The following is a 19580-nucleotide window of genomic DNA, read 5'->3' on the forward strand; positions in this document are numbered from 1 at the left end:
CCAAGGAAGCGTCAAAGGCTGGGAGCGCAGGCGTCCCCGCCTGCCAGGCGGCGCAGCCGCCGTCCATTTTCATCCTTAAGGGGTGAAGCAAAGCGTCATGAACGCCTGCTTAGATCTGCGAATAGGGGAGGGGCCGGAGGATACGGCTGTGGATGTTCGAGACCGTATCCTTGTACTGCGGGTCCGCGCTCAGCGCCTTCCACTTGTCGTTCGCGCCAAACGCCGCCCAGCTCGCCTCGCGGTCCGCGAGATCGTCGAACACGAGCATGTACGTCAAGTTCGGGAGGCGCGACCCGATCAGCGCTTCGCCAAAGAACACGGGGGTGAGGCCCGTCTCCCGGAATATCGCGATTTCGCCGCCCTCGTTGAACATCTCGATCTTCTTGATGGCGGCCTTCTCGCTGTGGCTCTCGTAGATCCTCAACTCGAAAATGCGTTCCTTCCTCTCCGGAACTTCCAGCGCCGGCATCCCGCTGAACGAAACCAGCAGGCTGCTCTCCTGCCGGTAGTACCCCGGCCCCGGCAGCGCCGCGTCCACAAAGCCCGCGCCCGCGCGCAGGTGCTCGGCGTCGGCGGCCAGGGCGCGGTTGGCCGTGGCCGCGGATTCCAGGCTGGCGTGCGGCAAGAGCACCTCCACCGCCGTCCATTCCCCGCCGAAGACCCCCGTAAACACGCCCACCGGCCCGATACCCAGCCGGTTCCACGCGGGAATCGCGGCCTGCTCCAGGTAGTCATGAATCGCGCCGGAACGCCCGCCCGGGAGCAGGTGGTAGAGCCGGTGTTCGTAGTACTGTCGGGCCATCGGTTTCTCCTGGGCCGCGCTTTCGGCCGTGGCAAGGGCCGCGCCGGCCAACGCCGCGCCGGCGAGGAATTCACGTCGTTCCATGGGGTAGCCTTTCCACAAGCGGGCGGGGCGCCCGGTTTATTGCCGCTGTTGGTCCGCAATCTCCACGCGGCGCACCTGGACCATCAGCCGTTTCACCACGTAGTAGCCGCAGCACAGCGCGATGATAAGCGCGGCAATACTGAAATTCATCATCGGATCGATTTCACTGTAGTCGATGATGATCACCTTCCGCGCCACGGCGATAATCGCCACAAGCAGCACAACTTCCACGTAGATCGTGTTGTTCTCGACATAAATCCGGATCGTCTCAAAAAGCTCCAGCCCGATGACCACCATCAGGTAGAAGCCAAAGATCTCGAGCATGTTGTCGATATCCAGCAGCAGAAACGGCGGCGCCACGATCTGTTGATACATGATGACCCCCAGCTCGACCGTCGAAATGATGATCGTGATCATCATCATGGCGAGCAGCGAAAGCACCACACTGCGCTCAAGCAGCCGAATAAACTCAATCATGGCCTCAGTTACCCCTTCTGTGTCGTTCGGTCCCCCGCAACCCCGCGCGCTACGCGGGTCCCGCGTAGTGTAGCATACATTCATCCCGCGAATCGGGCCGTGTTATACTGCCGCCATTGGCAGGAGCAACCCCATGCGCGAGGATCAGGACAAGACGCCACCCGAATCCGGCGCCCCCGCGCCCGGCTGGTCGGACATCCCCACCCGCGGGCTTGAGCCGGACAGCGCCCCGCCCGCGCCCCGCCGCACCTTTGACCCCGCCCTCGCCGAAACCGAACCGCCCACGATCTTCGACGACGCCGCGCCCCGCGCTCCGCGGGCGTTGCGGCTCGGCCTCGGTGGCCCCCCGCGCGAACTGCCTCCCGGATACATCATCGACGAGCGCTTCGAGGTGGTCCGCCGCCTCGGCGCCGGCAGCACCGGCACGGTCTACCTCGTGAACGACTTGCGCCTCAAGGATCGCAAGGCCCTCAAGCTCATGCACCCGCCCCTCGGCGACCGCGAGGCCGCCGCCCGGCGCTTCATATCCGAAATCAAGACCCTCCAGCAGCTCAGCCATGAGAACATCATCCGCGTCTACGACTACGGGCAGACCGAAGAGGGCGGGCGCTCGTTTTTCACCATGGAATATATCGACGGCGTCAGCCTCGCCGACCTCCTCAAGAAAAAGGGCGGGCGCCTGCCACTCGATCGCGCTGCCGCGCTCATGCAGCAGATCCTCGAGGCCCTCGCCTGCGCCCACGCCCAGATGGCCCACCGCAACCTCAAGCCTGTGAATATCATGGTCCGGCCCACCGGGCGCGCGGTCCTGCTCAACTTCGGCGTCTTCACCTCCGCCAGCAGCGCCGGCCTCGCCCAGCCGACCGCCCCCGCGCTCCCCTCGCACTACCTCGCCCCCGAACAGCGCGAAAACCCCGATTGCGCCGACGCCCGCAGCGACATCTACGCCGCCGGCGCCATCTTCTACCAGATGATCACCGGCCAGGTCCCCCTCGCCGATGCGCTACCGCCCTCGCGCGTCATGCACGGCATCCCCCGCCGCGCCGACAAGGCCGTCATGAAAGCCCTCGCCGAGCGCCCCGAAGATCGCCACCCCACCTGCCAGGCCATGATCGCCGCCATCAACCGCGCCCTGACACCCGGCCCCCCCATCGCGCGCATCGCGGCCATCGTGTTCGTACTCATCGCTCTCGCCGTGGGCGCAAGTGTGCTCTGGTGGTGGTAGGGGCGCCTGGTTTTCAAGTATCTGGCTATCCGTCGAACAGGGATTGAATTGTGGTATGAAAAGGAGAGTAATCGCCGTTTGGGTCTGGCAGAAGGTATCTTTCTACAAAATTGAGCAGGTCTGCCTCTGTTAATGCCGCGTCCAGGAACGGCTCAATGGCGCCCATGCGCATGCTGTTCAGTTTCGGTATTCCGAGTCCGAGGCGCCGGATGGTCGTTTTCGCGCCCTCGTCCCCGTCGTCTGCGGGCCTGATCTCTCCGTTGCCCAGGAAAGCGAACCGCGCTTCGCATCCGGAATCGAGGGGCGACACCAGAAGATCCGGGTCATGCCAATCTCCCTTGAGATTTCCGCAGTGGCGGGGCTCGCCCGGGCACAACCGGTCCTGGCACGAGCAAAGCATATTCGTAAAGTCGAGACCATCGACGCTGCCGTCGCACTGTGGGACGAGATGCTCGATATGCCGGTCGCCCTCGGTCAAGCGGCGCTCACAGTAGCAGCATATGGATCCCTGCTCCCGCAATAGTGCTTCCAGGAGCGCAGCCTTTTCCTCCCCCCGAAGCGCGTCGCAGGTCGGTTTCCAATTGTCATTGGACAGCGCTTTCCATGCCGCCAATTCCGGCGGCTCTTGCCCCTTTTGGATGAACTTCACTTGCCAATGAGCTCCATCCGCTTAATTAGCACGCCGGCTTTCACCAGGTCAGAATCTTCACCGATTTCACTTTTGAGTTTTTTGATTTCACTTTTGGCACCCTCAAGCTTGTTCTGATCTATGAGCGCGTAGATTTCAGTTAGTCGAGCGGCGATCTCGGTTGGACGGGTGGTTCCCAACCCCATGAGGTCTTCCAGTACTCGATCCGCCGTCTTGCCGTAGTGATCGTGCGCTCTGCGTAACTCCAGGCCCCGCTTCCCGCGCGTTAGCAGAAACAAGTAGTCATCAGGCCTTACGTGCGTGATTACTTGCGGAGAGTGGGTGGTAAGGAGAAACTGGCAATTTGGAAAAGTCTCGCGCAACTTCGGAATGACCTCGCGCTGCCATTCCGGGTGTAGGTGAAGGTCGATTTCATCTATAAGCACGATACCGGCTCCCTCTAAAGGGTTCTTCAGCGCTGGACTGGCGATGGATAGGCGGCGGGCCAGATCGCCAATCATGGCAAAGAGGCATTTCTCGCCATTCGACATCTGCTCGACGCGAAGCTTCTGGCCCTGTAGATCGACCTCCATCCGCAACGGATCGCGCTTCACCGAAATGCCGGTTATAGAGGGCAGGAACTTCGAAATTGCCCGGCGTACCGCATCGAGTTGTGGGTCCGATTGAAACCCCGCCGCATCGGCCCGGCTTTCGTTCTCCAGGTCCTCGCGATTGCGGTACCACTCAAAGAATGAGCGGAAACTCGTCCCGCCCAACAGCGCTTCGTCGTAGGCTTCGAGTAGATCAAAATTGTGCGCCGTTCGTATTCTGAGCGGGATATCCATCACGACACGGTTTACGGGATAATAAACCAGCACCGGAATATTGCAGAAGCCGCCGGTTTCCCCGATGTTGTGCCGGACTTCGTCCGCCCAGGTGTCCAGCTGACAGAAGTCGCTTTTCAACGTCGGATGATGGGGTTCCTCCTTCGCATTGCGGCCCCGCCGCGCCTGGACGAGACGCCACTCCAAGGTATTCTCCCCATCACGTCCTGGCGCCTGGCATACCAACTCGAGGTGGGCATAGGCTTTGTCGTTTAGAATATCGTTTTCGGGGAGTTCGTTTCCCGTCGCATCGGCGGACTGAATACGCGCGATCACCCACGAGAGCATCAGCGCGGCGGCATCGAGAACGGTGGTCTTGCCCGCGCCATTTATGCCGACAAAGACATTCAGATTCGGATCGAGGTCTATTTTTGCATGTCGGGCGCTTCGATAGTGGTTGAACTCAAGGGTTGAGATTTTCATGCCGAAATCCTGCCTCTTTTGCAAGCACACGACCCTGCGTCACGGCCACCTTCTATAGACTGAATATAACATGCTCACCGTATAGAAGTCCCTTTTGTCTCCCTACGTGGCCTTCGGCTCGTCACTGTTGTTGCAGTCCACGGCCATTTTCGCCACAACCCTGTGTTGCGGCCCGTCGGTATCGAACACCTCGGCATTTCATGGGTCCGTAGGCATGGAAAGGATAGCATCAAACCCCTTCACGCCCTCCAGTAATACGTCGCGCGGTATTGGCCGATCCCGAGGTGGCAGGTGAGAAAGTTTCTGGGCATGGGTTTATCCAGCACCGGCGCGTTAGTCGAGGGAAGGAGGGGGCCAATCGGCTCGCCATCATAACGAAGGCTACCGGAAACGGACGGACTTGTGGGACAATCAGACGTTGGCCCAACGCGTCTTATTTTGGGAGACATCGGATGATACGGCTACGGAAGCAAAAGGCTGAGGGCCGAAGACTTTCGCGCTGGGAGTTTGCCGTCGTGATGGCGCTTCTGGCCGTCTTGGTCCTTCTTTCAATCGGCCTGTTGCCACGACTGGCGCAGGAGCGACGGTACTGGTCGTGCCAGGCAAATCTTAAACAGATCGGCCAGGCATTGTCGATGTATACCAACGAATCCAGGGGCGAAATGTTTCCCCTGCCGAAAGTGAAGGACTGCAACGGCGTCATCCAACCTTTGAACGGCGCCATGGATTTCGCTTTACTCTACCCTGACTATTTGACCGACATGGACCTGTTCGTCTGCCCATCGTACGACTTTGGAAAAACTGCGGTGGAAGTGTGGGACGAAGGCGGAACCAGCAATCCGCGCTGGGAACGCGTGGAAGGCTTCAGCGGCAACGGTGTGGTCGATCCTTGTGAAGTACTTGGTTCACCGTACTACTACTACGGGTTCGCGTTTTCCGATTTGATGTTCGGTCCTTGGGACCGACGCGAGGACGCCGATCCAGAGGACTACGTGCCCAATGAACATATGATTAAGGGTTGGGGGCGGTCCGTGCAGGTGACAGAGCAGTATCATCCAAAAATTCACAACATGCGATTCCGATTGGCTACCGTTTCGTTGGCGGAGAAGCTGGCGTCGGGCAGGATCGATGCTTCGGCGCGTGGATGGGATATGGAATATCCAAGCGGGAAGGCGCTTCGCCTCCCGATCGGGTCTTCCATTCCCATTCTTCGAGAAGGTGCAGAAAGATTCTATCAACGCGATATTGGAAACCCGGGCGAATCTCAGGTCGTTCGGGCAAAGATCGTGGTGCTCCACGAGGACGTCGCACACTCCAGGGCGCTCTTGCCGAATACGGTGCGCCAGGGCAATGTCCTTTACATGGATGGACATGTAGAGAGCCTGAGCTTGTGGAAGGGTGCAGTGTTTCCCTACAACGAACCGGGGCGAATTCTCCGTGAGGCCGCTGCCGGGACGCTGGGGCTTCCTGAAGGTTACACCACCCCGACTTCTTCCGGTAGGGGGTGATGTTGGAAGATGCCGAGAGGTTTAGCGCGTGCTAAAGGTCGATCGGGGGTTGTGGCGTCTCTTGGCCGATTCTGCTCTCTCGCCCTCACGCCCCAAGCCCGCAAACATTGACTATTCCCGCGCCCGGATGCCATGATCATCCCAACGCGCCGGGCGGCGGTGGAATACCCCGCTCCGCCCGCGTGTTACCCTCGTTAACCACGCGCCCGCTGGCCCGCCACCCGTGCCGCCGCAGGGCTTTACGCATACCCGAATCCGGAGGTTTCCCCCCATGGCTGTTTCGCCCACCGAGTATCAGGTTTTCGCCGAAGGCCAGGAAGAGGCGCGCATTACCCGCGCGCCGTTCCCGAACTCGAAGAAGATCTATGTGGAGGGATCCGATCCGTCCATTCAAGTGCCCATGCGCGAGATCACGCTGTCGCCCACCGAGGCGGGGCGGAACAACGGCGTGGCGGGGATCAATCCGCCGGTGACGGTGTATGACACGTCGGGGCCCTACTCGGACCCGGCGGTGGATATCGACGTGCGCAAGGGCCTCGCGCCGCTGCGTCAGGCGTGGATCCTCGGCCGGGGCGATGTGGAGGAGCTGCCCGCCATCACGTCGGAATACGGCCTGAAGCGCGAGCGGGACCCCAAGCTGGAGAACCTCCGCTTCCACCGCAGCCGCAAACCCCTCCGGGCGAAGGCGGGACGTTGCGTCACCCAGATGCACTATGCGCGGAAGGGCATCATCACGCCCGAGATGGAATTCATCGCTATCCGCGAGAACGAGCGCCACGAACTGGCGCTCGAAATGCTCAAGGAACAGCACCCCGGCATGAACTGGGGCGCGAACACGCCCACGGGCAAAATCACCCCGGAATTCGTGCGCGATGAAGTGGCACGGGGGCGTGCGATTATCCCCGCCAACATCAACCACCCGGAAATCGAGCCCATGATCATCGGGCGGAATTTCCTGGTGAAAATCAACGCCAACATCGGCAACTCCGCCGTGTCCAGCTCCATCGAAGAAGAGGTGGAGAAAATGGTGTGGTCCATCCGCTGGGGCACCGACACGGTGATGGACCTCAGCACGGGCAAGAACATCCACGAGACACGGGAATGGATCCTGCGCAATTCGCCCGTGCCCATCGGCACGGTGCCCATCTATCAGGCCCTGGAGAAAGTGGGGGGGGCGCCCGAGGATCTCACGTGGGACCTCTTCCGCGATACTCTCATCGAGCAGGCCGAGCAGGGCGTGGATTACTTCACCATCCACGCCGGGGTGCTGCTCCGCTTCGTGCCCATGACCGCCAAGCGCATGACGGGCATCGTGAGCCGCGGCGGCTCCATCATGGCCAAGTGGTGCCTGGCCCACCACAAGGAAAGTTTCCTCTATACCCACTGGGACGACATCTGCGACATTATGGCCGCGTATGACATCAGCTTCTCCATCGGCGACGGGCTCCGGCCGGGCTCCATCTACGACGCCAACGACGAGGCCCAGTTTGCCGAGCTGAAGGTGCAGGGCGAGCTCACCAAGCGCGCCTGGGCGAAGGATGTGCAGGTCATGAACGAGGGCCCCGGCCACGTGCCAATGCACATGATCAAGGAAAACATGGACAAGCAGCTCGAATGGTGCGGCGAAGCGCCCTTCTACACGCTGGGTCCGCTGACGACCGACATCGCGCCGGGCTATGACCACATCACCTCCGGCATCGGCGCCGCCATGATCGGGTGGTACGGCACCGCCATGCTCTGCTACGTCACCCCGAAGGAACACCTCGGCCTGCCCAACAAGGACGACGTGCGCGAGGGCGTGGTGACCTACAAGATCGCCGCCCACGCCGCCGATCTGGCCAAGGGCCACCCCGGCGCGCAGATCCGCGACAACGCCCTGAGCAAGGCGCGCTTCGAGTTCCGCTGGGAAGACCAGTTCAACCTGGCCCTCGACCCCGAGCGCGCCAAGAGCTTCCACGACGAGACCCTGCCTGCGGAGGGCGCAAAAATCGCCCACTTCTGTTCCATGTGCGGCCCCAAATTCTGCTCCATGGAGATAACCCAGCAGGTCCGCGACTACGCCGCCAAACTGGGCCTGGCCGACGATTCCGCCGCGATCGAGGAAGGCATGCAGGCCAAGGCGGCGGAGTTCAAGGAAAAAGGGAGCGAGATCTACACCTAGGCGGGGCATAGTACAAGATCGCGGGGACCGGGTCCGGAGTTGCGACTTGATTTGCGCGCATCCGGCGCCACCGGTAGGCTTTTGGGCCAGTAAACACCGATATCGACCTTACCCCTGCTCCGAAATTTCAAAAGAAGCCACGGGCGCCACGTTCAAGCTCCGCGGCTCCGCCGCGAAGGCTTGAGCGTGCGAGACTCCAGTTGAAGGACAACAGTCAGGGGCAGCATTTCATCCTTAGCGGGTGATGCAACACGTCATCAGCGGCTGCTCCGAAAATATCCGTCTCACCATACCCATCTCTGCCTCATGCAAACCACGTTACAGCGCGTGTAAACATGGAAGCGTCAAAGGCTGGGAGCGCAGGCGTCCCCGCCTGCCAGGCGGCAAAGCCGCCGTAATTTTCATTCTCAGCGGGTGACGCAACGCGTCATGAGTAGTTGCTCAACGCTCACCAGTTTTTCGCCAGCCCGCCACCGCAATCGCGGTAACCGCCATGCCGGCAAGCGCCGATACGGTCGCCACGGACCACGGGAACCCCTTTTCCTGCGGAACGGCCTTGGAAGTCGCCGCGGCAATCTCGAATGCGAGCTTACCTTCCGGCCCACCGTGCGGCTCGGATACGAGCTCTTCCTGATAGTTCTCCGCATACCCCAGTGAATCATACCACGGCGGCAGGGAGTGTAATTGCAACTTGATCCATCAGTGATCGAGTTCCAACTTCATCACCAGCGGTGAAAATCCGGCGTCTTCGTAAAACGCCAGCGCGTCCGTGTTTTTCGAGTAGACACTCAACTGAATACGACCCAGCGCATGCTCGGAAGCCCAACCGCGCACAGCTTCAAGCAGTGCGCGGGCAATGCCCCGCCTGCGATAGGCCTCCGCGACTACCAGATTGTCGATCCTGGCTATCCGGGCGGGCTTAAACATGGGATAGGGCGGCGCTTCTTCTTCAGTCACATCCGCGAGCCCGCAGAGTTCTCCCCTGTGCGCCGCCACGAACACGGCCTTTAAGGGGTCACTGAGCTTGGCCTCAAACCGCTCTCGTGGCCGAGCGGGGCCATCGACCTCCTGGAATATGGACGGGTATAGCTCCAGATGGTAGTTGTCCACGGTACGGTAAAGTGCACACGCCGCATCGTAGTCGTCGAACGTCGCGCGTCGTATCGTAATCTCCCGCAACGTCATCCGTCTCTTTCCTCGAAGCCCCGATTGTCGAATGCCGCCAACTGCTCGCCAATGCGCCAATACTTTTTAAACGAACTATACAGCGTTGGAAAGCGTGCTGTCCGACATGCAGGCCAGAGGGGGGCCACGTAGCGCGCCAATTACTATCTCGCTACCGCGCACGCCGGTGTCGTACGTTGTGCTTGATCGCGGAGTACGTCCACGCTTGCCTCACCCGCCGGTTGAAGTATCCGCACAACGCCAGAACCACACAGAACCCTGTGGTAACCAGGATGTAAACACCGCTTCCCTTGAAGTGAAGCGACAAATACATACAAACCACCGCGAAGATTGCAGAGGCATGAAACCGATAGGGCAACCACCACGAACGGTTGGGGAAATACCCAGCGCCTTTCAACAGCTTGACGTTCTGTTCCGACGTGTTTACCACGTCCATTAGGAGTACGATGAATAGATAGGCGACAAGAACGTCATATCGACTCGAGAATTCCTGCGCAGCAACCTCCGGGAGCAAGTAGGCCACACTGGCCCCAACGGCGATATGCACTGGAATCCATTTCATCTCAGATACGCGCCCCACAGGTTGGTCCGCTGAAGGTTGGTGGGCTCCAAAGATTTGTGCAGTTACGATAGCACACGTCCGTCGGGTCAGCCAATCTAAAGATCACGTTAGCATCCAATCGGAAGCCCAGCGGGGGGCGTGCGCCGGACGTAGAAGCTTGTCGGTGAAGTGACTTCGCCGCCGGTTCCGGTTGCTCTGGTCCCGCACGCGCACATCCCTTCCGGTTAGTCTTCTCAGAATACGGGGTGGCGGCGAAGCCGGGTTCACCGCGCCGCCGGAATATACCCCCGGCCCCGCCGGACTATTCGCCAGGGCTGCGGCATCCCACTTGGACTCCGCCTGCTTGCACCGTTTCCGGTGGCGGTGTAAGCTTACGCCATGCCGACGCCGCGCCCGGATTCACCGGCGCACGGACCTTCGGGAGAGGTGGATCGAAATGCGTTCCCGCTATTTCCAAGCGTGTACCAAGCTCGTGGTTCTGGTCCTGGCCTGCGCCGTTCCCGCGCTCGCCCACGCGGGCTCCCCGACCGCCGAGCTGGCGCGGGAAGTGGCGGACAAGGGCTGGATCATCTACAGCGCCCGGGCCGACAATGGCACGTGGGACCTCTTTCGCACGCGGCCGGACGGATCCATCATCCGGCGCGTCACCCAGACCTTCGATTACGAGGAGGCGGCGCCGCGCTATTCGCCCGATGGCGCGCGCATTCTCTACCGGCGCTTCCCGAAAGGCTCCGTCATCGACCACGACAAATGGGGCTTCGGGGGCACGGTCGTCATCGCGAATGCGGACGGATCCGATCCCCGCGAATTCGGGGGGGAGGAGGAGTATCCCTGGGCGAACTGGATGCCCGACGGCGAACACATCTCCTGCCTCTATCGCGAAGGCATCCGGATTATCCACCTGGAATCCGGCGAGGTGGTGAAAGAGATGCCCCGCCAGGGGATCTTCCAGCAGCTTTTCCCGTCGCCGGATGGCCAGTGGTTCTGCGGCACGGGCAATGTCGGCCAGCAGGCGTGGAACATCGTGTGTATCAACGCGAATACGGGCGAAGCCACGCCGGTTCACGTCTTCCAGAGCTGTACGCCGGACTGGTTCCCGGATTCGCAGCACGTCATCTATTCCTCCCGTCCACCGGATCAGAAAGCGCACGCCGGCTACGGCGCGACCCAGCTCTGGATGGCGCGCGCGGACGGATCGGAGCGCAAGCTCGTCTACGGCGACGACGCCTACCACGTCTACGGCGGGCTGGTATCGCCGGACGGGGCCTATGTGCTCTTCACCAAATCGATCAAGGATGGCGGCGGCTCGGAAAAGGAGGGCGCGCCGATGTTCCTCATGCGCCTGGCCGACGCGCCCGCCGTGGGGGGGACGAGCGCGGAGTTGCGCCAGAAGCATCCCGACGTGAAGGATGCGCCGGTGGTTTCGCTTTTCCCGGCCTGGGAGCCGGACTGGACCTATGCGGAAGTGGCAGGTGAATGATGCTTGAGCGATTGGGCCCGCGCGCGGGCGTCCTGGTGCTGGCGGCGGTGATTGGCCTGCTGGCGGGGTGTGGCGCCGCCGCGCCCGACGATGGGGCGAGCCCGGAGACGGCCAGCCAGGGCGCCTTGGAGGTCACCGCGAAACTCGTCGATATCGCGGGCGAGTTCCCCTCGAACGACCTCTACGATTACGCCTACGTGATGCGCTACGAGATCGTCGAAACCCACCGCGGCGAGGCGTCCGGCGTCATTCTCGTGGGGCACTACAACCCGCTCAAGAAACGTGCGGAGGCCGCGGACCAGCGATCCGGCCCTATCGGGGGCAATGTCACGCGGTTCCGCGCGGGAGATCTGCACCGGATGGCGCTGGACCTCCCCATCGACGCCTACTGCATGGCCGGGATCATCAACCCCTACGCCGAGGAAGGCGAATTCGCCGCCGCGCCGGTGTACTGGGCGCACTCGACCAACCGGGTCGTCCCGTAGCGGGCCATGGTCTTCACCTCCCACAGCTTTGTCTACTACTTCCTGCCGCTGGTGCTGCTGGGCTACTATCTGTTGCCCGGGGGGCGCAATCTCTTCCTCCTTGCGGCCAGCTACGTGTTCTACGGCTGGTGGAACCCCTGGTTTGTCGGGCTAATGCTCATCGCCACGGCGATCAATCACGCCTGCGGCCTCGTCATTGCCCGCGAACCAGTCGCCTCGCCCCGGCGCAGGCGGGCGCTGATCGCCAGTGTCGTCGCCAGCCTGGGCCTCCTCGGTTTCTTCAAGTACTTCATGTTTGCGCAGGGCAATTTCAACGCCCTGCTCTCCGCCACCGGCGCGGACCCGCTGCCCGTGCTCCAGATCACGCTCCCCGTGGGCATCTCGTTCTACATTTTCCAGAGCCTCAGCTACACCATCGACGTGTACCGGGGCGACTCGCCGCCCGTGCGCTCCTTCACCGACTTCGCCTGCTTCGTGGCGCTCTTCCCGCAGCTGATCGCCGGCCCCATCGTCCGCTACAACACCATCGCCGGGCAACTTATACACCGCGAACACACGCTGGACCGTTTCGCATCGGGTTCCGCGCTGTTCATGCTCGGATTCGCCAAGAAAATCCTGCTGGCCAACCCGATGGGGTCCATGGCCGATGCCGTTTTTGCCGCCGAGGCCCCCGGCACGGCCCACGCCTGGCTCGGGGTCACAGCCTACGCCTTCCAGATCTACTTCGACTTCTCCGCCTACTCCGACATGGCCATTGGCCTCGGACGCCTCTTCGGCTTCGTGTTTCCGCGCAATTTCAACGCGCCCTACCGCTCGGAGAGCATCACGGAGTTCTGGCGGCGCTGGCACATCTCGCTGTCCACCTTTCTGCGCGACTACCTTTACATCCCCCTGGGCGGCAACCGGCGCGGCGAACGGCGGACCTACATCAACCTGGCCATTGTGATGCTTCTGGGCGGCCTGTGGCACGGCGCGAGCTGGAATTTCGTGCTCTGGGGCGCCTTCCACGGCGGGCTGCTGGCCCTGGAGCGATGCATTGGCGGCGGCCTGTTCCAATGGGCCCCGCGCCCGGTCCGAATCGCGGGAACCTTCGTCCTCGTACTCTTCTCCTGGGTGCTGTTTCGCGCCGTGACCCTGCCGGAAGCCGGTGCGTTCCTGTCGGCCATGCTGTTCCCGCGCGCACCCGGGGGCGGCGCGGTCTTGCTTGACGCCGTGCTCTACACGCGCGAGAATGTTCTGATCCTGGCCCTGTGCGCGGTGCTCGCGCTGCAAGGGCGGCAGGCCCACGACTGGGTGGAGGGACTGACGCTGCCCCGCGCGCTCGTTGTACTGGGTTTGTTCGCGTTTGCGCTGGCGACGATGCACGTGCAGGCCTTTAACCCGTTTCTGTATTTTCAGTTCTGAGCGCGAGCCGGGCGATAACCGCGCGAGGAGGCGAATCGAACATGCAAACCACACGCACGGCACAAGGCGTTATCGTGGCGCTGTTTCTACTCGCCATCGCGATAGAGGGCCCGGTACAGGCCCTGCTCGACACGCGCGAGGAGGGCAGGCCGCAGGTACTCGACCTCTTTACACAAGCGCCGAGCCAGGATGCCCTGCGGGCCTTTGAGCGGACCCTCGAAGATCGCTCGTGGTCGGCGAACGCGGTTCGCGCGCCTTTCCAGCGCCTGCGCCACGCGCTGCTTGGCGACCTGGGGGCGAAGGTAGTGCCCGGTCGCGAGGGCTGGCTCTTCTACCGGCAGGGCGTCGACTACCTCGTGCAGTCGTGGCCCGGTGTGGGGGAGGGGATCCCCGACGATCCGCTCCCCGCCATCGTGGATTTCCGGGACCAACTGGCCGCGCGCGGGGTCGAACTCCTGATCGCCATCGCGCCCGGCAAGGCCAGCATGTATCCGGAACAGCTCGGCGCGCGCCCGTCCGGTGCGCCGGTCTACGTCCATACGCGCGCGTTCCAGGAGCGGCTGGAGGCCGCCGGCATAGCGTTTGTGGACCTGCACGCCGCGCTTGATCCCGGCGAAGCGGCGCAAGCCCAGCTCTACCTCATGCGCGACACCCACTGGACCCCGGAAGGCGCGCGGCGCGCGGCGGAAGCCGTTGCGGATCGCATCCTCGCGGAAGGTTGGGCACCCCCGGGGGACGTTGCCTATGTCTATCGCGACCTGACCGTTGAGCGCGCGGGCGACCTCCTGCGTATGGCGGGTTCGCCGGGGATCGCCGCCGCCTACACCCCGGAGAGGGTTACGGCGCAACAAATCGTCGACCCGGCAACCGGCGCGTTGCTCGTCAGCGACACGGCTTCTCCCGTTCTCGTGCTGGGAGACAGTTTTCTCCGCATCTACGAGCACGACGAACCCGGATCGGCGGGATTTCTTGCGCATTTCGCCCGCGCGCTGGGGCAATCGGTCGCGAGCATCGTCAGCGACGGCGGCGCGTCCACGCTGGTCCGTCAGGAACTCGCGCGGCGCCCCGAAGTGCTGCGGGGCAAGCGACTGGTCGTCTGGGAGTTCGTCGAACGCGATCTGCGCTTCGGAACCGACGGCTGGCGGCGGGTCTCCCTGCCGAATTAAGGGCGCGTGGCGGACAGGACGATGCGGTTTTCTCGCGTTCCTACTTCTTCTGAGACTTCTGCTGCTTCAGCTCGGTGTCCACCGCGCCCGGCATCGGCTCGGGCGCCTTGCCCGCTTTTTTCCGCGCTTTCTTCTCCTCTTTCGCCAGCGCTTTCAGCGATTCCGCCGCCAACAGATCAAAGTAAAGGCCCTTGGCCCCCTCCAGAACGACCCCAAGTTGGGCCGCGGAAGCGCCATTGCAGAGCGCGCCGGACCTCTCCACCTTGGCGAGGAGCGCTTCCCAATCCTCGTGCGCCCATACACCCTCGTGCTTAATCACGAATTCGCCCGCCAACTCCATCAGTTTGCGCATTGACTTCTTTGTTGCCATGGTCTATCTCCGTGGGTCACCCGTACCGGTCACATAGCGGACCGAACATTTCCGTAATAACCATTCCCCGACAACTCGATCACAGGTCCCCTATCCTACCACGTGGCGCGCGCGGCGGAAAACAACCGTGCGGGTATGGTAGGCTCTGACCGCATATGCACCGTTGCACAAGGATCGCCCATGCCGCCATTTCGTTTTCTGCCCGTTGAATGGTGCGACGCCCTCCCCTCCACAAATACGGCCTTGATCGAGCGCGTCCGCCGCGACCTGAACACGCCCTCGGGCGTCGTGCTCGCCGCGCGCGCCCAGACCGCGGGCCGCGGCCGTCAGCAGCGCCGCTGGAACACCGCGCCCGGTCGCAACCTCACCTTTTCCTTCCTCTGGAATACCCCTGTCCCGCCAGACACCGCCCCCGCCCTGGCTCTCGCCATCGCGACGGGCGTCGCGCGCATGCTGGAGGCGGAAGGCCTGGCGCCCACCATCAAATGGCCCAATGACGTGCAGGTCTCGGGCCGGAAAATCGCGGGTATCCTCTGCGAATCGGCCGGCGGCGCGGCGCTCGTCGCCGGGATCGGACTCAACGTGAACATGGACGCTGCGGAGGCCGCCGAAATCGACCAGCCCGCCACCTCGCTCGCGCTCGAGACGGGGCGTTCCTTTGTCCTGGAGCACGTCCTGACCTCGCTACTCCAACACCTGGGGCCCGCCATCGATGCCTGGGCGGCCCATGGATTCCCGGGGTTCCGGGAGGGCTACCTCCGTTTCGCGCCCAACGCCGGCAGCGTCCTGCGGGTCCGGGATGGGGAGGCGTACGTGGAGGGCGTGCTCGCCGGGTTCAACGACCACGGCGCACTGCGCCTCCGCCTGCCCGGCGGCGAGATTCGCGAATGCTACTCGGGCGACGTACAAATGTGACGCCCGCGCCAGCGTTGCCGCCGCCGTCCATATTTCAATCGTAAGATTGCAAAGGGTGGCGCAACCCGTCATGAACGGCATCGCCACGCCCCTGCCCAGGCAGTATAGCCAATATGTTGTGTCAAGCGCCCGAATTTTCGCCGGGCGGGCTTTATGGGCGGATGGGTTTACGGGCGTCGAGATAGCGATTGTACATGGCGTCGACTTCTGGGGCTTCGCCGGCCGGCGCGCTGAATACGTAGAGCCCGAAGCCCACGTGGAGAGTTCCGTCCGCCGGCACGGGGGTGGCGTCGGGGGCTACTGACGCGTCTCTGGGCGCGGTCATGGCCTTCTTGCCGAAGGGGTTGGCCACGATGAGCCCGTAGTCGCGCGAGTGGAACCAGGCGGGGCGGAAGTTGTCCGGGGAGGCCATGACGGCGATGCCGGCGGTGCGGCCATCGACTACGCTGTAACCGGCACACCAGGCGGCGGTTTTGCCCCACGTTCCGGCTTCCTGCTCGCCGCCGGCGCTGTTGCGAATGGCGCCGCCACCGTGCTTGACGGTGAGCGGGGTGGCCAGGCGCACGCCGAAGCCCATCTCTTCCTGATCGCCGAAGGCGAAGGCGTCGCCTTCCGGCTTGAACTCGGATTCCGCCACGATAGAGTAGCCGTCCTCGTGCGCGGCGATGAGATAAGCGCAGGTTTCGGTAAACAGCGTCCTGGGGGCGTCGCCCGTGGTTTCGTAGGCGTTCACCACGGTGAAACGCGCCTGGCCGTCGCCGCCCGATGGCGGAACGAGGAAGGTCAGGTGGCGCACGCGCGCCTTGTTCCGCCAGAAGTCGGCCCCGGCGGCGTCGCCGAACGCGAGCCAGGCCCCGGGGTGAAAGTGGGCGTGATCGTCGTTGTTCCCGTCCGCGGCGGGGTCGGGCGGGTAATTCCGGCTGACCTGGATGCCATCCGGGGTGATGAGTGCGTGGAAGTAGGGGCGGGGCAGGTTCTCGTCCCCCCAGACATAGCGCGCGACCACCTCCCGGTCGATGTGAATGTCGAGCTCGCCCTCGCGCGCGGTAATGGTCACGAGGGGCGCGGGGGCGGCCGGCCAGGCGGCGAGAAGGGTGAGGAGGGCGAGAGCGCGTGTGGTGGCGGATGTCAGGCGGAACATGCGATGAAGACTCCAGGATATGGGGCAAATCGTTCGGTCGCGGGCAGTATAACAGGCGGGGGCGCGGATGCGAAGCGGTTGCTTTGGCGGGCGTGACGCGCCCATGGTATGCTGCCCTCCGCCCGCGCGCGCCGCGGGCCGTCTGCATGATACAACCCACCGGAAGGAACCCAGGCAATGAGCGAGAAGGAGCAATTGATTGAATTGGCGGGCAAGCCGTTTGTTCAGCGCATCGGGGGCTACCTGAAGCTGAGCGGCCCGGGCTACATGCAGAGCGCGATGACCCTGGGCGGCGGATCGATTGCCTCCTGCGTGCTGATGGGATCGCTCCTGGGCTACCAGTTGCTCTGGGTTCAGCCGCTGGCCATTTTCCTGGGCGTGTGCGTACTGGCGGCCGTGGCGAAGCAGACGTGCCACACCGGCGAAAAGCCCTACGCCGTTTTCTGGAACCGGCTGCACCCCGCGATGGCGATCGCCTGGGGCCTCGCGGCGCTGGTGGCCACGGTCCTGTGGCACATCCCGCAGTATTCCCTGACGGCCAACGGCGCCGTGGAGCTGGCGCGCGGTATCGGCGTGGACCTGAACGGGACACTCGGACGCGCGTTCATCGGAGTGACCGTGCTCGCGGCGGCGGGCTATGTGTGCTTCCTGTACAGCGCCGGCGCGCGGGGCCTGAAGCTATACGAAATGCTGGTGAAGGTGCTGGTCTGGAGCATCGTGGGCGCCTTCGCCATCGTGACCTTCTCGACGGGCATCAATTTCAAGGAACTGTTTCTCGGGTTCACCGGCATCAGTTTCATTCAATACGTCTCCGCCAACGGAATGCCCCAGGAAGCTATCATTCCCATCGTGGGTGGCATCGCCGCCGCCGTGGGGATCAACATGGTCTTCCTGTACCCGTACTCCCTGTTGAAAAAGGGCTGGGGGAAGGAACACCGCGAACTCGCCTACTTCGACCTCGTCTCGGGCATGGCGATTCCCTTCGTATTCGCCACCGCGTTCATGATGATCGCCGTCGCCAACACCATCGGCCCCGAGCCGGGTTCGGCGGGGACGATCGTGCAGGATATCCGGGAGATCCTGCCGGTGCTGGACGAGACCCTGGGCGCCACGCTTTCTCTGCTTCTGATCGGGCTGGGCATGTTCGCAATCGGCTTTTCGACGATCATTACCCACATGCTGGCCAGCGGATTCATCGGCTGCGAGCTCTTCGGGTTCGAGTATCGCGGGAAAGCCAAGCTCTGGTTCACGCTGCTGCCCGCGATTGGCATTGTCGGCGTGATGGTCAAGTTCCCGTGGTGGGCCGCCGTGACCGCGTCCAGCCTGGCCGCGCCGCTAATGCCCATTGCGGTCGTGGGCTTTATTATCCTGCTCAACTCGAAGGCCTACATGGGCGATGCGCGGCCCGAGGGGCTCAAGCGGGTGTTCTGGAACGTTGTGCTCATCGCCGCCGTAACCATCTTGAGCGTCGCGGCCTACAACGGCCTCGTGCGGAACTGGGCGACCCTGAAGGGCAACCTGGCGGCCACCCCGGCGGCGGTTGAGGAAGCGCCGGAGGAGGCGCCAGAAGAAGCCGAGAGTGGCGCATCCGCAAGCCGGCTTTTCCCGCCGGCCCACTCAGGAGAGCCGCCGGTAATGATCAAGCAGGAAGTCGCACGCAACCTGATGGGAACGCGCTTCGAAATCACCATGTACGCGCCGGCGGGGGAGTCCAACCCCACGGCGCTGGCCGAGGTTGGCCTGGCGGCGCTGGACCGGATCGAGGCGCTTGAGCGGCGTGTGAGCAACTGGCGCGTGGATACGTTTACCTCCAAAGTGAACCGGCTGGCGGCGGAGGGACCGGTGGAGGTGCATCCGGATTTGCTGGAGTTATTGCGGGCCTCGAAAGCGGCCTGGGACGATACCGGAGGGGTCTTCGACGTGACGGTCGGGCCCCTCCTCGACCTTTGGGGGGTCTACCGCAAGCAGGAGCACATCCCGGGCGACGCGGAGATCCAGGAGGCGCTGAAGCGCGTGGGGCTGGACAAGGTGGAAATCGACTACGACAAGCGCACCGTGCGGTTCACGGTCCCGGGTCTGCGCCTCGACTTCGGCGGCATAGGCAAAGGCTATGCCCTCGACGTGGCGGCGCAGACCCTGAAGAACGCCGGCATCGAATGCGCGCTCCTCAGCGGCGGCGACAGCACCTACGTCGCGCTCGGCGCGCCCCCGGGCACGGCGGGGTGGCCGATCGTGGTGGACAAGATCTACGAAGGGGCCGAGGACTACGTGGATCGGGTCGACATTCGCGACGCGTCCTTCTCCACCTCCTCGGGCGAGGGGCGCCAGTTCGAGAAGGACGGGAAGCGCTTCACGCACATCTACGATCCGCGCACGGGACAGGCGGTGGACGCCACCCTGGGCGCGATGGTCATCGCGCCCAACGGGACCGTGGCGGACGCCCTGAGCACCGCCTTTCTCATCATGTCCGAGGACGAGATCCGGGCCTACTGCGGGAAACATCCGGATGTGCGGGCGATTAAGGTGGGGCTGGTGGACGGGAAGCCGGTTCCCGTGCGAATCAACTTCCCCGAGGCGTAATGGGGGGCGTGGGGCTCGCGGTGACGATACTTCACTGCTCGAAATACTTTTGCGGAATGAAGTTGACTTGATTTCTCGACGACACAAACCCGCGTCGCAA

Annotated in this window: 17 protein-coding genes; 9 read left to right on the plus strand and 8 right to left on the minus strand. The window is 63.2% G+C overall.

The window, feature by feature from the left end; genetic code table 11:
• Positions 1–109: 109 nt before the first annotated feature.
• Positions 110–886, minus strand: coding sequence for an NIPSNAP family protein (locus KF886_12410; protein MBX3178159.1), 777 nt, complete (start codon positions 884–886; stop codon positions 110–112).
• A 36-nt stretch (positions 887–922) separates the two neighbouring features.
• Complete coding sequence (locus KF886_12415; protein ID MBX3178160.1) at positions 923–1363, minus strand: phosphate-starvation-inducible PsiE family protein; 441 nt, start codon at positions 1361–1363, stop codon at positions 923–925.
• Between the two features lie 133 nt (positions 1364–1496).
• Between KF886_12415 and KF886_12420 the strand changes: the two genes are divergently transcribed.
• Positions 1497–2588, plus strand: coding sequence for a serine/threonine protein kinase (locus KF886_12420; protein ID MBX3178161.1), 1092 nt, complete (start codon positions 1497–1499; stop codon positions 2586–2588).
• A gap of 25 nt (positions 2589–2613) precedes the next feature.
• Here the strand turns inward: KF886_12420 and KF886_12425 are convergent, their stop codons facing one another.
• Together KF886_12425 and KF886_12430 are read right to left on the minus strand one after the other, a co-directional pair.
• Entirely contained in the window at positions 2614–3237 is a 624-nt protein-coding gene (locus tag KF886_12425) for a TIGR02646 family protein (GenBank protein MBX3178162.1), read from the minus strand.
• On the minus strand, positions 3234–4523 hold the full coding sequence (locus KF886_12430; protein ID MBX3178163.1) for an AAA family ATPase: 1290 nt from the start codon (positions 4521–4523) through the stop codon (positions 3234–3236). Before KF886_12430 ends, KF886_12425 begins: the two co-directional genes overlap by 4 nt.
• Positions 4524–5038: 515 nt before the next feature.
• On the opposite strand from KF886_12430, the gene KF886_12435 reads away from it, so the two are divergent.
• Both KF886_12435 and thiC read left to right on the plus strand, forming a co-directional pair.
• On the plus strand, positions 5039–6031 hold the full coding sequence (locus tag KF886_12435; GenBank protein ID MBX3178164.1) for a hypothetical protein: 993 nt from the start codon (positions 5039–5041) through the stop codon (positions 6029–6031).
• Between the two features lie 271 nt (positions 6032–6302).
• Positions 6303–8192 carry a phosphomethylpyrimidine synthase ThiC gene (gene thiC / locus KF886_12440; protein MBX3178165.1) on the plus strand — a complete coding sequence of 630 codons (1890 nt, stop codon included), beginning with the start codon at positions 6303–6305 and terminating at the stop codon, positions 8190–8192.
• A 441-nt stretch (positions 8193–8633) separates the two neighbouring features.
• Here thiC and KF886_12445 read toward each other — a convergent pair whose 3' ends face one another.
• Both KF886_12445 and KF886_12450 read right to left on the minus strand, forming a co-directional pair.
• Complete coding sequence (locus tag KF886_12445) at positions 8634–8882, minus strand: hypothetical protein (GenBank protein MBX3178166.1); 249 nt, start codon at positions 8880–8882, stop codon at positions 8634–8636.
• A 9-nt stretch (positions 8883–8891) separates the two neighbouring features.
• Positions 8892–9377 carry a GNAT family N-acetyltransferase gene (locus KF886_12450; GenBank protein ID MBX3178167.1) on the minus strand — a complete coding sequence of 162 codons (486 nt, stop codon included), beginning with the start codon at positions 9375–9377 and terminating at the stop codon, positions 8892–8894.
• 998 nt (positions 9378–10375) lie between these two features.
• Here KF886_12450 and KF886_12455 point away from each other — a divergent pair.
• From KF886_12455 to KF886_12470, 4 genes are read left to right on the plus strand one after another with little or no spacing between them, the layout of a single operon-like run.
• Positions 10376–11419, plus strand: coding sequence for a PD40 domain-containing protein (locus KF886_12455; GenBank protein ID MBX3178168.1), 1044 nt, complete (start codon positions 10376–10378; stop codon positions 11417–11419).
• On the plus strand, positions 11416–11904 hold the full coding sequence (locus KF886_12460) for a hypothetical protein (GenBank protein ID MBX3178169.1): 489 nt from the start codon (positions 11416–11418) through the stop codon (positions 11902–11904). Before KF886_12455 ends, KF886_12460 begins: the two co-directional genes overlap by 4 nt.
• A 6-nt stretch (positions 11905–11910) precedes the next feature.
• Entirely contained in the window at positions 11911–13308 is a 1398-nt protein-coding gene (locus tag KF886_12465) for an MBOAT family protein (GenBank protein MBX3178170.1), read from the plus strand.
• A gap of 41 nt (positions 13309–13349) precedes the next feature.
• Positions 13350–14474 (plus strand): hypothetical protein, encoded by a 1125-nt coding sequence (locus KF886_12470; GenBank protein MBX3178171.1) that lies wholly within the window; start codon positions 13350–13352, stop codon positions 14472–14474.
• A gap of 40 nt (positions 14475–14514) precedes the next feature.
• Here the strand turns inward: KF886_12470 and KF886_12475 are convergent, their stop codons facing one another.
• Positions 14515–14844 carry a hypothetical protein gene (locus KF886_12475; protein MBX3178172.1) on the minus strand — a complete coding sequence of 110 codons (330 nt, stop codon included), beginning with the start codon at positions 14842–14844 and terminating at the stop codon, positions 14515–14517.
• A 180-nt stretch (positions 14845–15024) separates the two neighbouring features.
• On the opposite strand from KF886_12475, the gene KF886_12480 reads away from it, so the two are divergent.
• Positions 15025–15759 (plus strand): biotin--[acetyl-CoA-carboxylase] ligase, encoded by a 735-nt coding sequence (locus KF886_12480; GenBank protein MBX3178173.1) that lies wholly within the window; start codon positions 15025–15027, stop codon positions 15757–15759.
• A gap of 151 nt (positions 15760–15910) precedes the next feature.
• Here the strand turns inward: KF886_12480 and KF886_12485 are convergent, their stop codons facing one another.
• Entirely contained in the window at positions 15911–16900 is a 990-nt protein-coding gene (locus KF886_12485) for a PmoA family protein (protein MBX3178174.1), read from the minus strand.
• 177 nt (positions 16901–17077) lie between these two features.
• Here KF886_12485 and KF886_12490 point away from each other — a divergent pair, with 177 nt between their 5' ends.
• Complete coding sequence (locus KF886_12490; protein ID MBX3178175.1) at positions 17078–19480, plus strand: FAD:protein FMN transferase; 2403 nt, start codon at positions 17078–17080, stop codon at positions 19478–19480.
• Positions 19481–19580: the final 100 nt, after the last annotated feature.

Source organism: Candidatus Hydrogenedentota bacterium (assembly GCA_019637335.1).
Classification (GTDB): domain Bacteria; phylum Hydrogenedentota; class Hydrogenedentia; order Hydrogenedentales; family JAEUWI01; genus JAEUWI01.

Excerpts from the sequence above, each read along its gene's own strand:
- KF886_12430 (MBX3178163.1), bottom strand. The coding sequence starts at position 4,523 with ATGAAAATCTCAACCCTTGAGTTCAACCACTATCGAAGCGCCCGACAT.
- KF886_12480 (MBX3178173.1), top strand. The coding sequence starts at position 15,025 with ATGCCGCCATTTCGTTTTCTGCCCGTTGAATGGTGCGACGCCCTCCCC.
- KF886_12450 (MBX3178167.1), bottom strand. The coding sequence starts at position 9,377 with ATGACGTTGCGGGAGATTACGATACGACGCGCGACGTTCGACGACTAC.
- KF886_12455 (MBX3178168.1), top strand. The coding sequence starts at position 10,376 with ATGCGTTCCCGCTATTTCCAAGCGTGTACCAAGCTCGTGGTTCTGGTC.
- KF886_12470 (MBX3178171.1), top strand. The coding sequence starts at position 13,350 with ATGCAAACCACACGCACGGCACAAGGCGTTATCGTGGCGCTGTTTCTA.
- thiC (MBX3178165.1), top strand. The coding sequence starts at position 6,303 with ATGGCTGTTTCGCCCACCGAGTATCAGGTTTTCGCCGAAGGCCAGGAA.
- KF886_12465 (MBX3178170.1), top strand. The coding sequence starts at position 11,911 with ATGGTCTTCACCTCCCACAGCTTTGTCTACTACTTCCTGCCGCTGGTG.
- KF886_12490 (MBX3178175.1), top strand. The coding sequence starts at position 17,078 with ATGAGCGAGAAGGAGCAATTGATTGAATTGGCGGGCAAGCCGTTTGTT.
- KF886_12460 (MBX3178169.1), top strand. The coding sequence starts at position 11,416 with ATGATGCTTGAGCGATTGGGCCCGCGCGCGGGCGTCCTGGTGCTGGCG.
- KF886_12415 (MBX3178160.1), bottom strand. The coding sequence starts at position 1,363 with ATGATTGAGTTTATTCGGCTGCTTGAGCGCAGTGTGGTGCTTTCGCTG.
- KF886_12420 (MBX3178161.1), top strand. The coding sequence starts at position 1,497 with ATGCGCGAGGATCAGGACAAGACGCCACCCGAATCCGGCGCCCCCGCG.
- KF886_12475 (MBX3178172.1), bottom strand. The coding sequence starts at position 14,844 with ATGGCAACAAAGAAGTCAATGCGCAAACTGATGGAGTTGGCGGGCGAA.
- KF886_12485 (MBX3178174.1), bottom strand. The coding sequence starts at position 16,900 with ATGTTCCGCCTGACATCCGCCACCACACGCGCTCTCGCCCTCCTCACC.
- KF886_12410 (MBX3178159.1), bottom strand. The coding sequence starts at position 886 with ATGGAACGACGTGAATTCCTCGCCGGCGCGGCGTTGGCCGGCGCGGCC.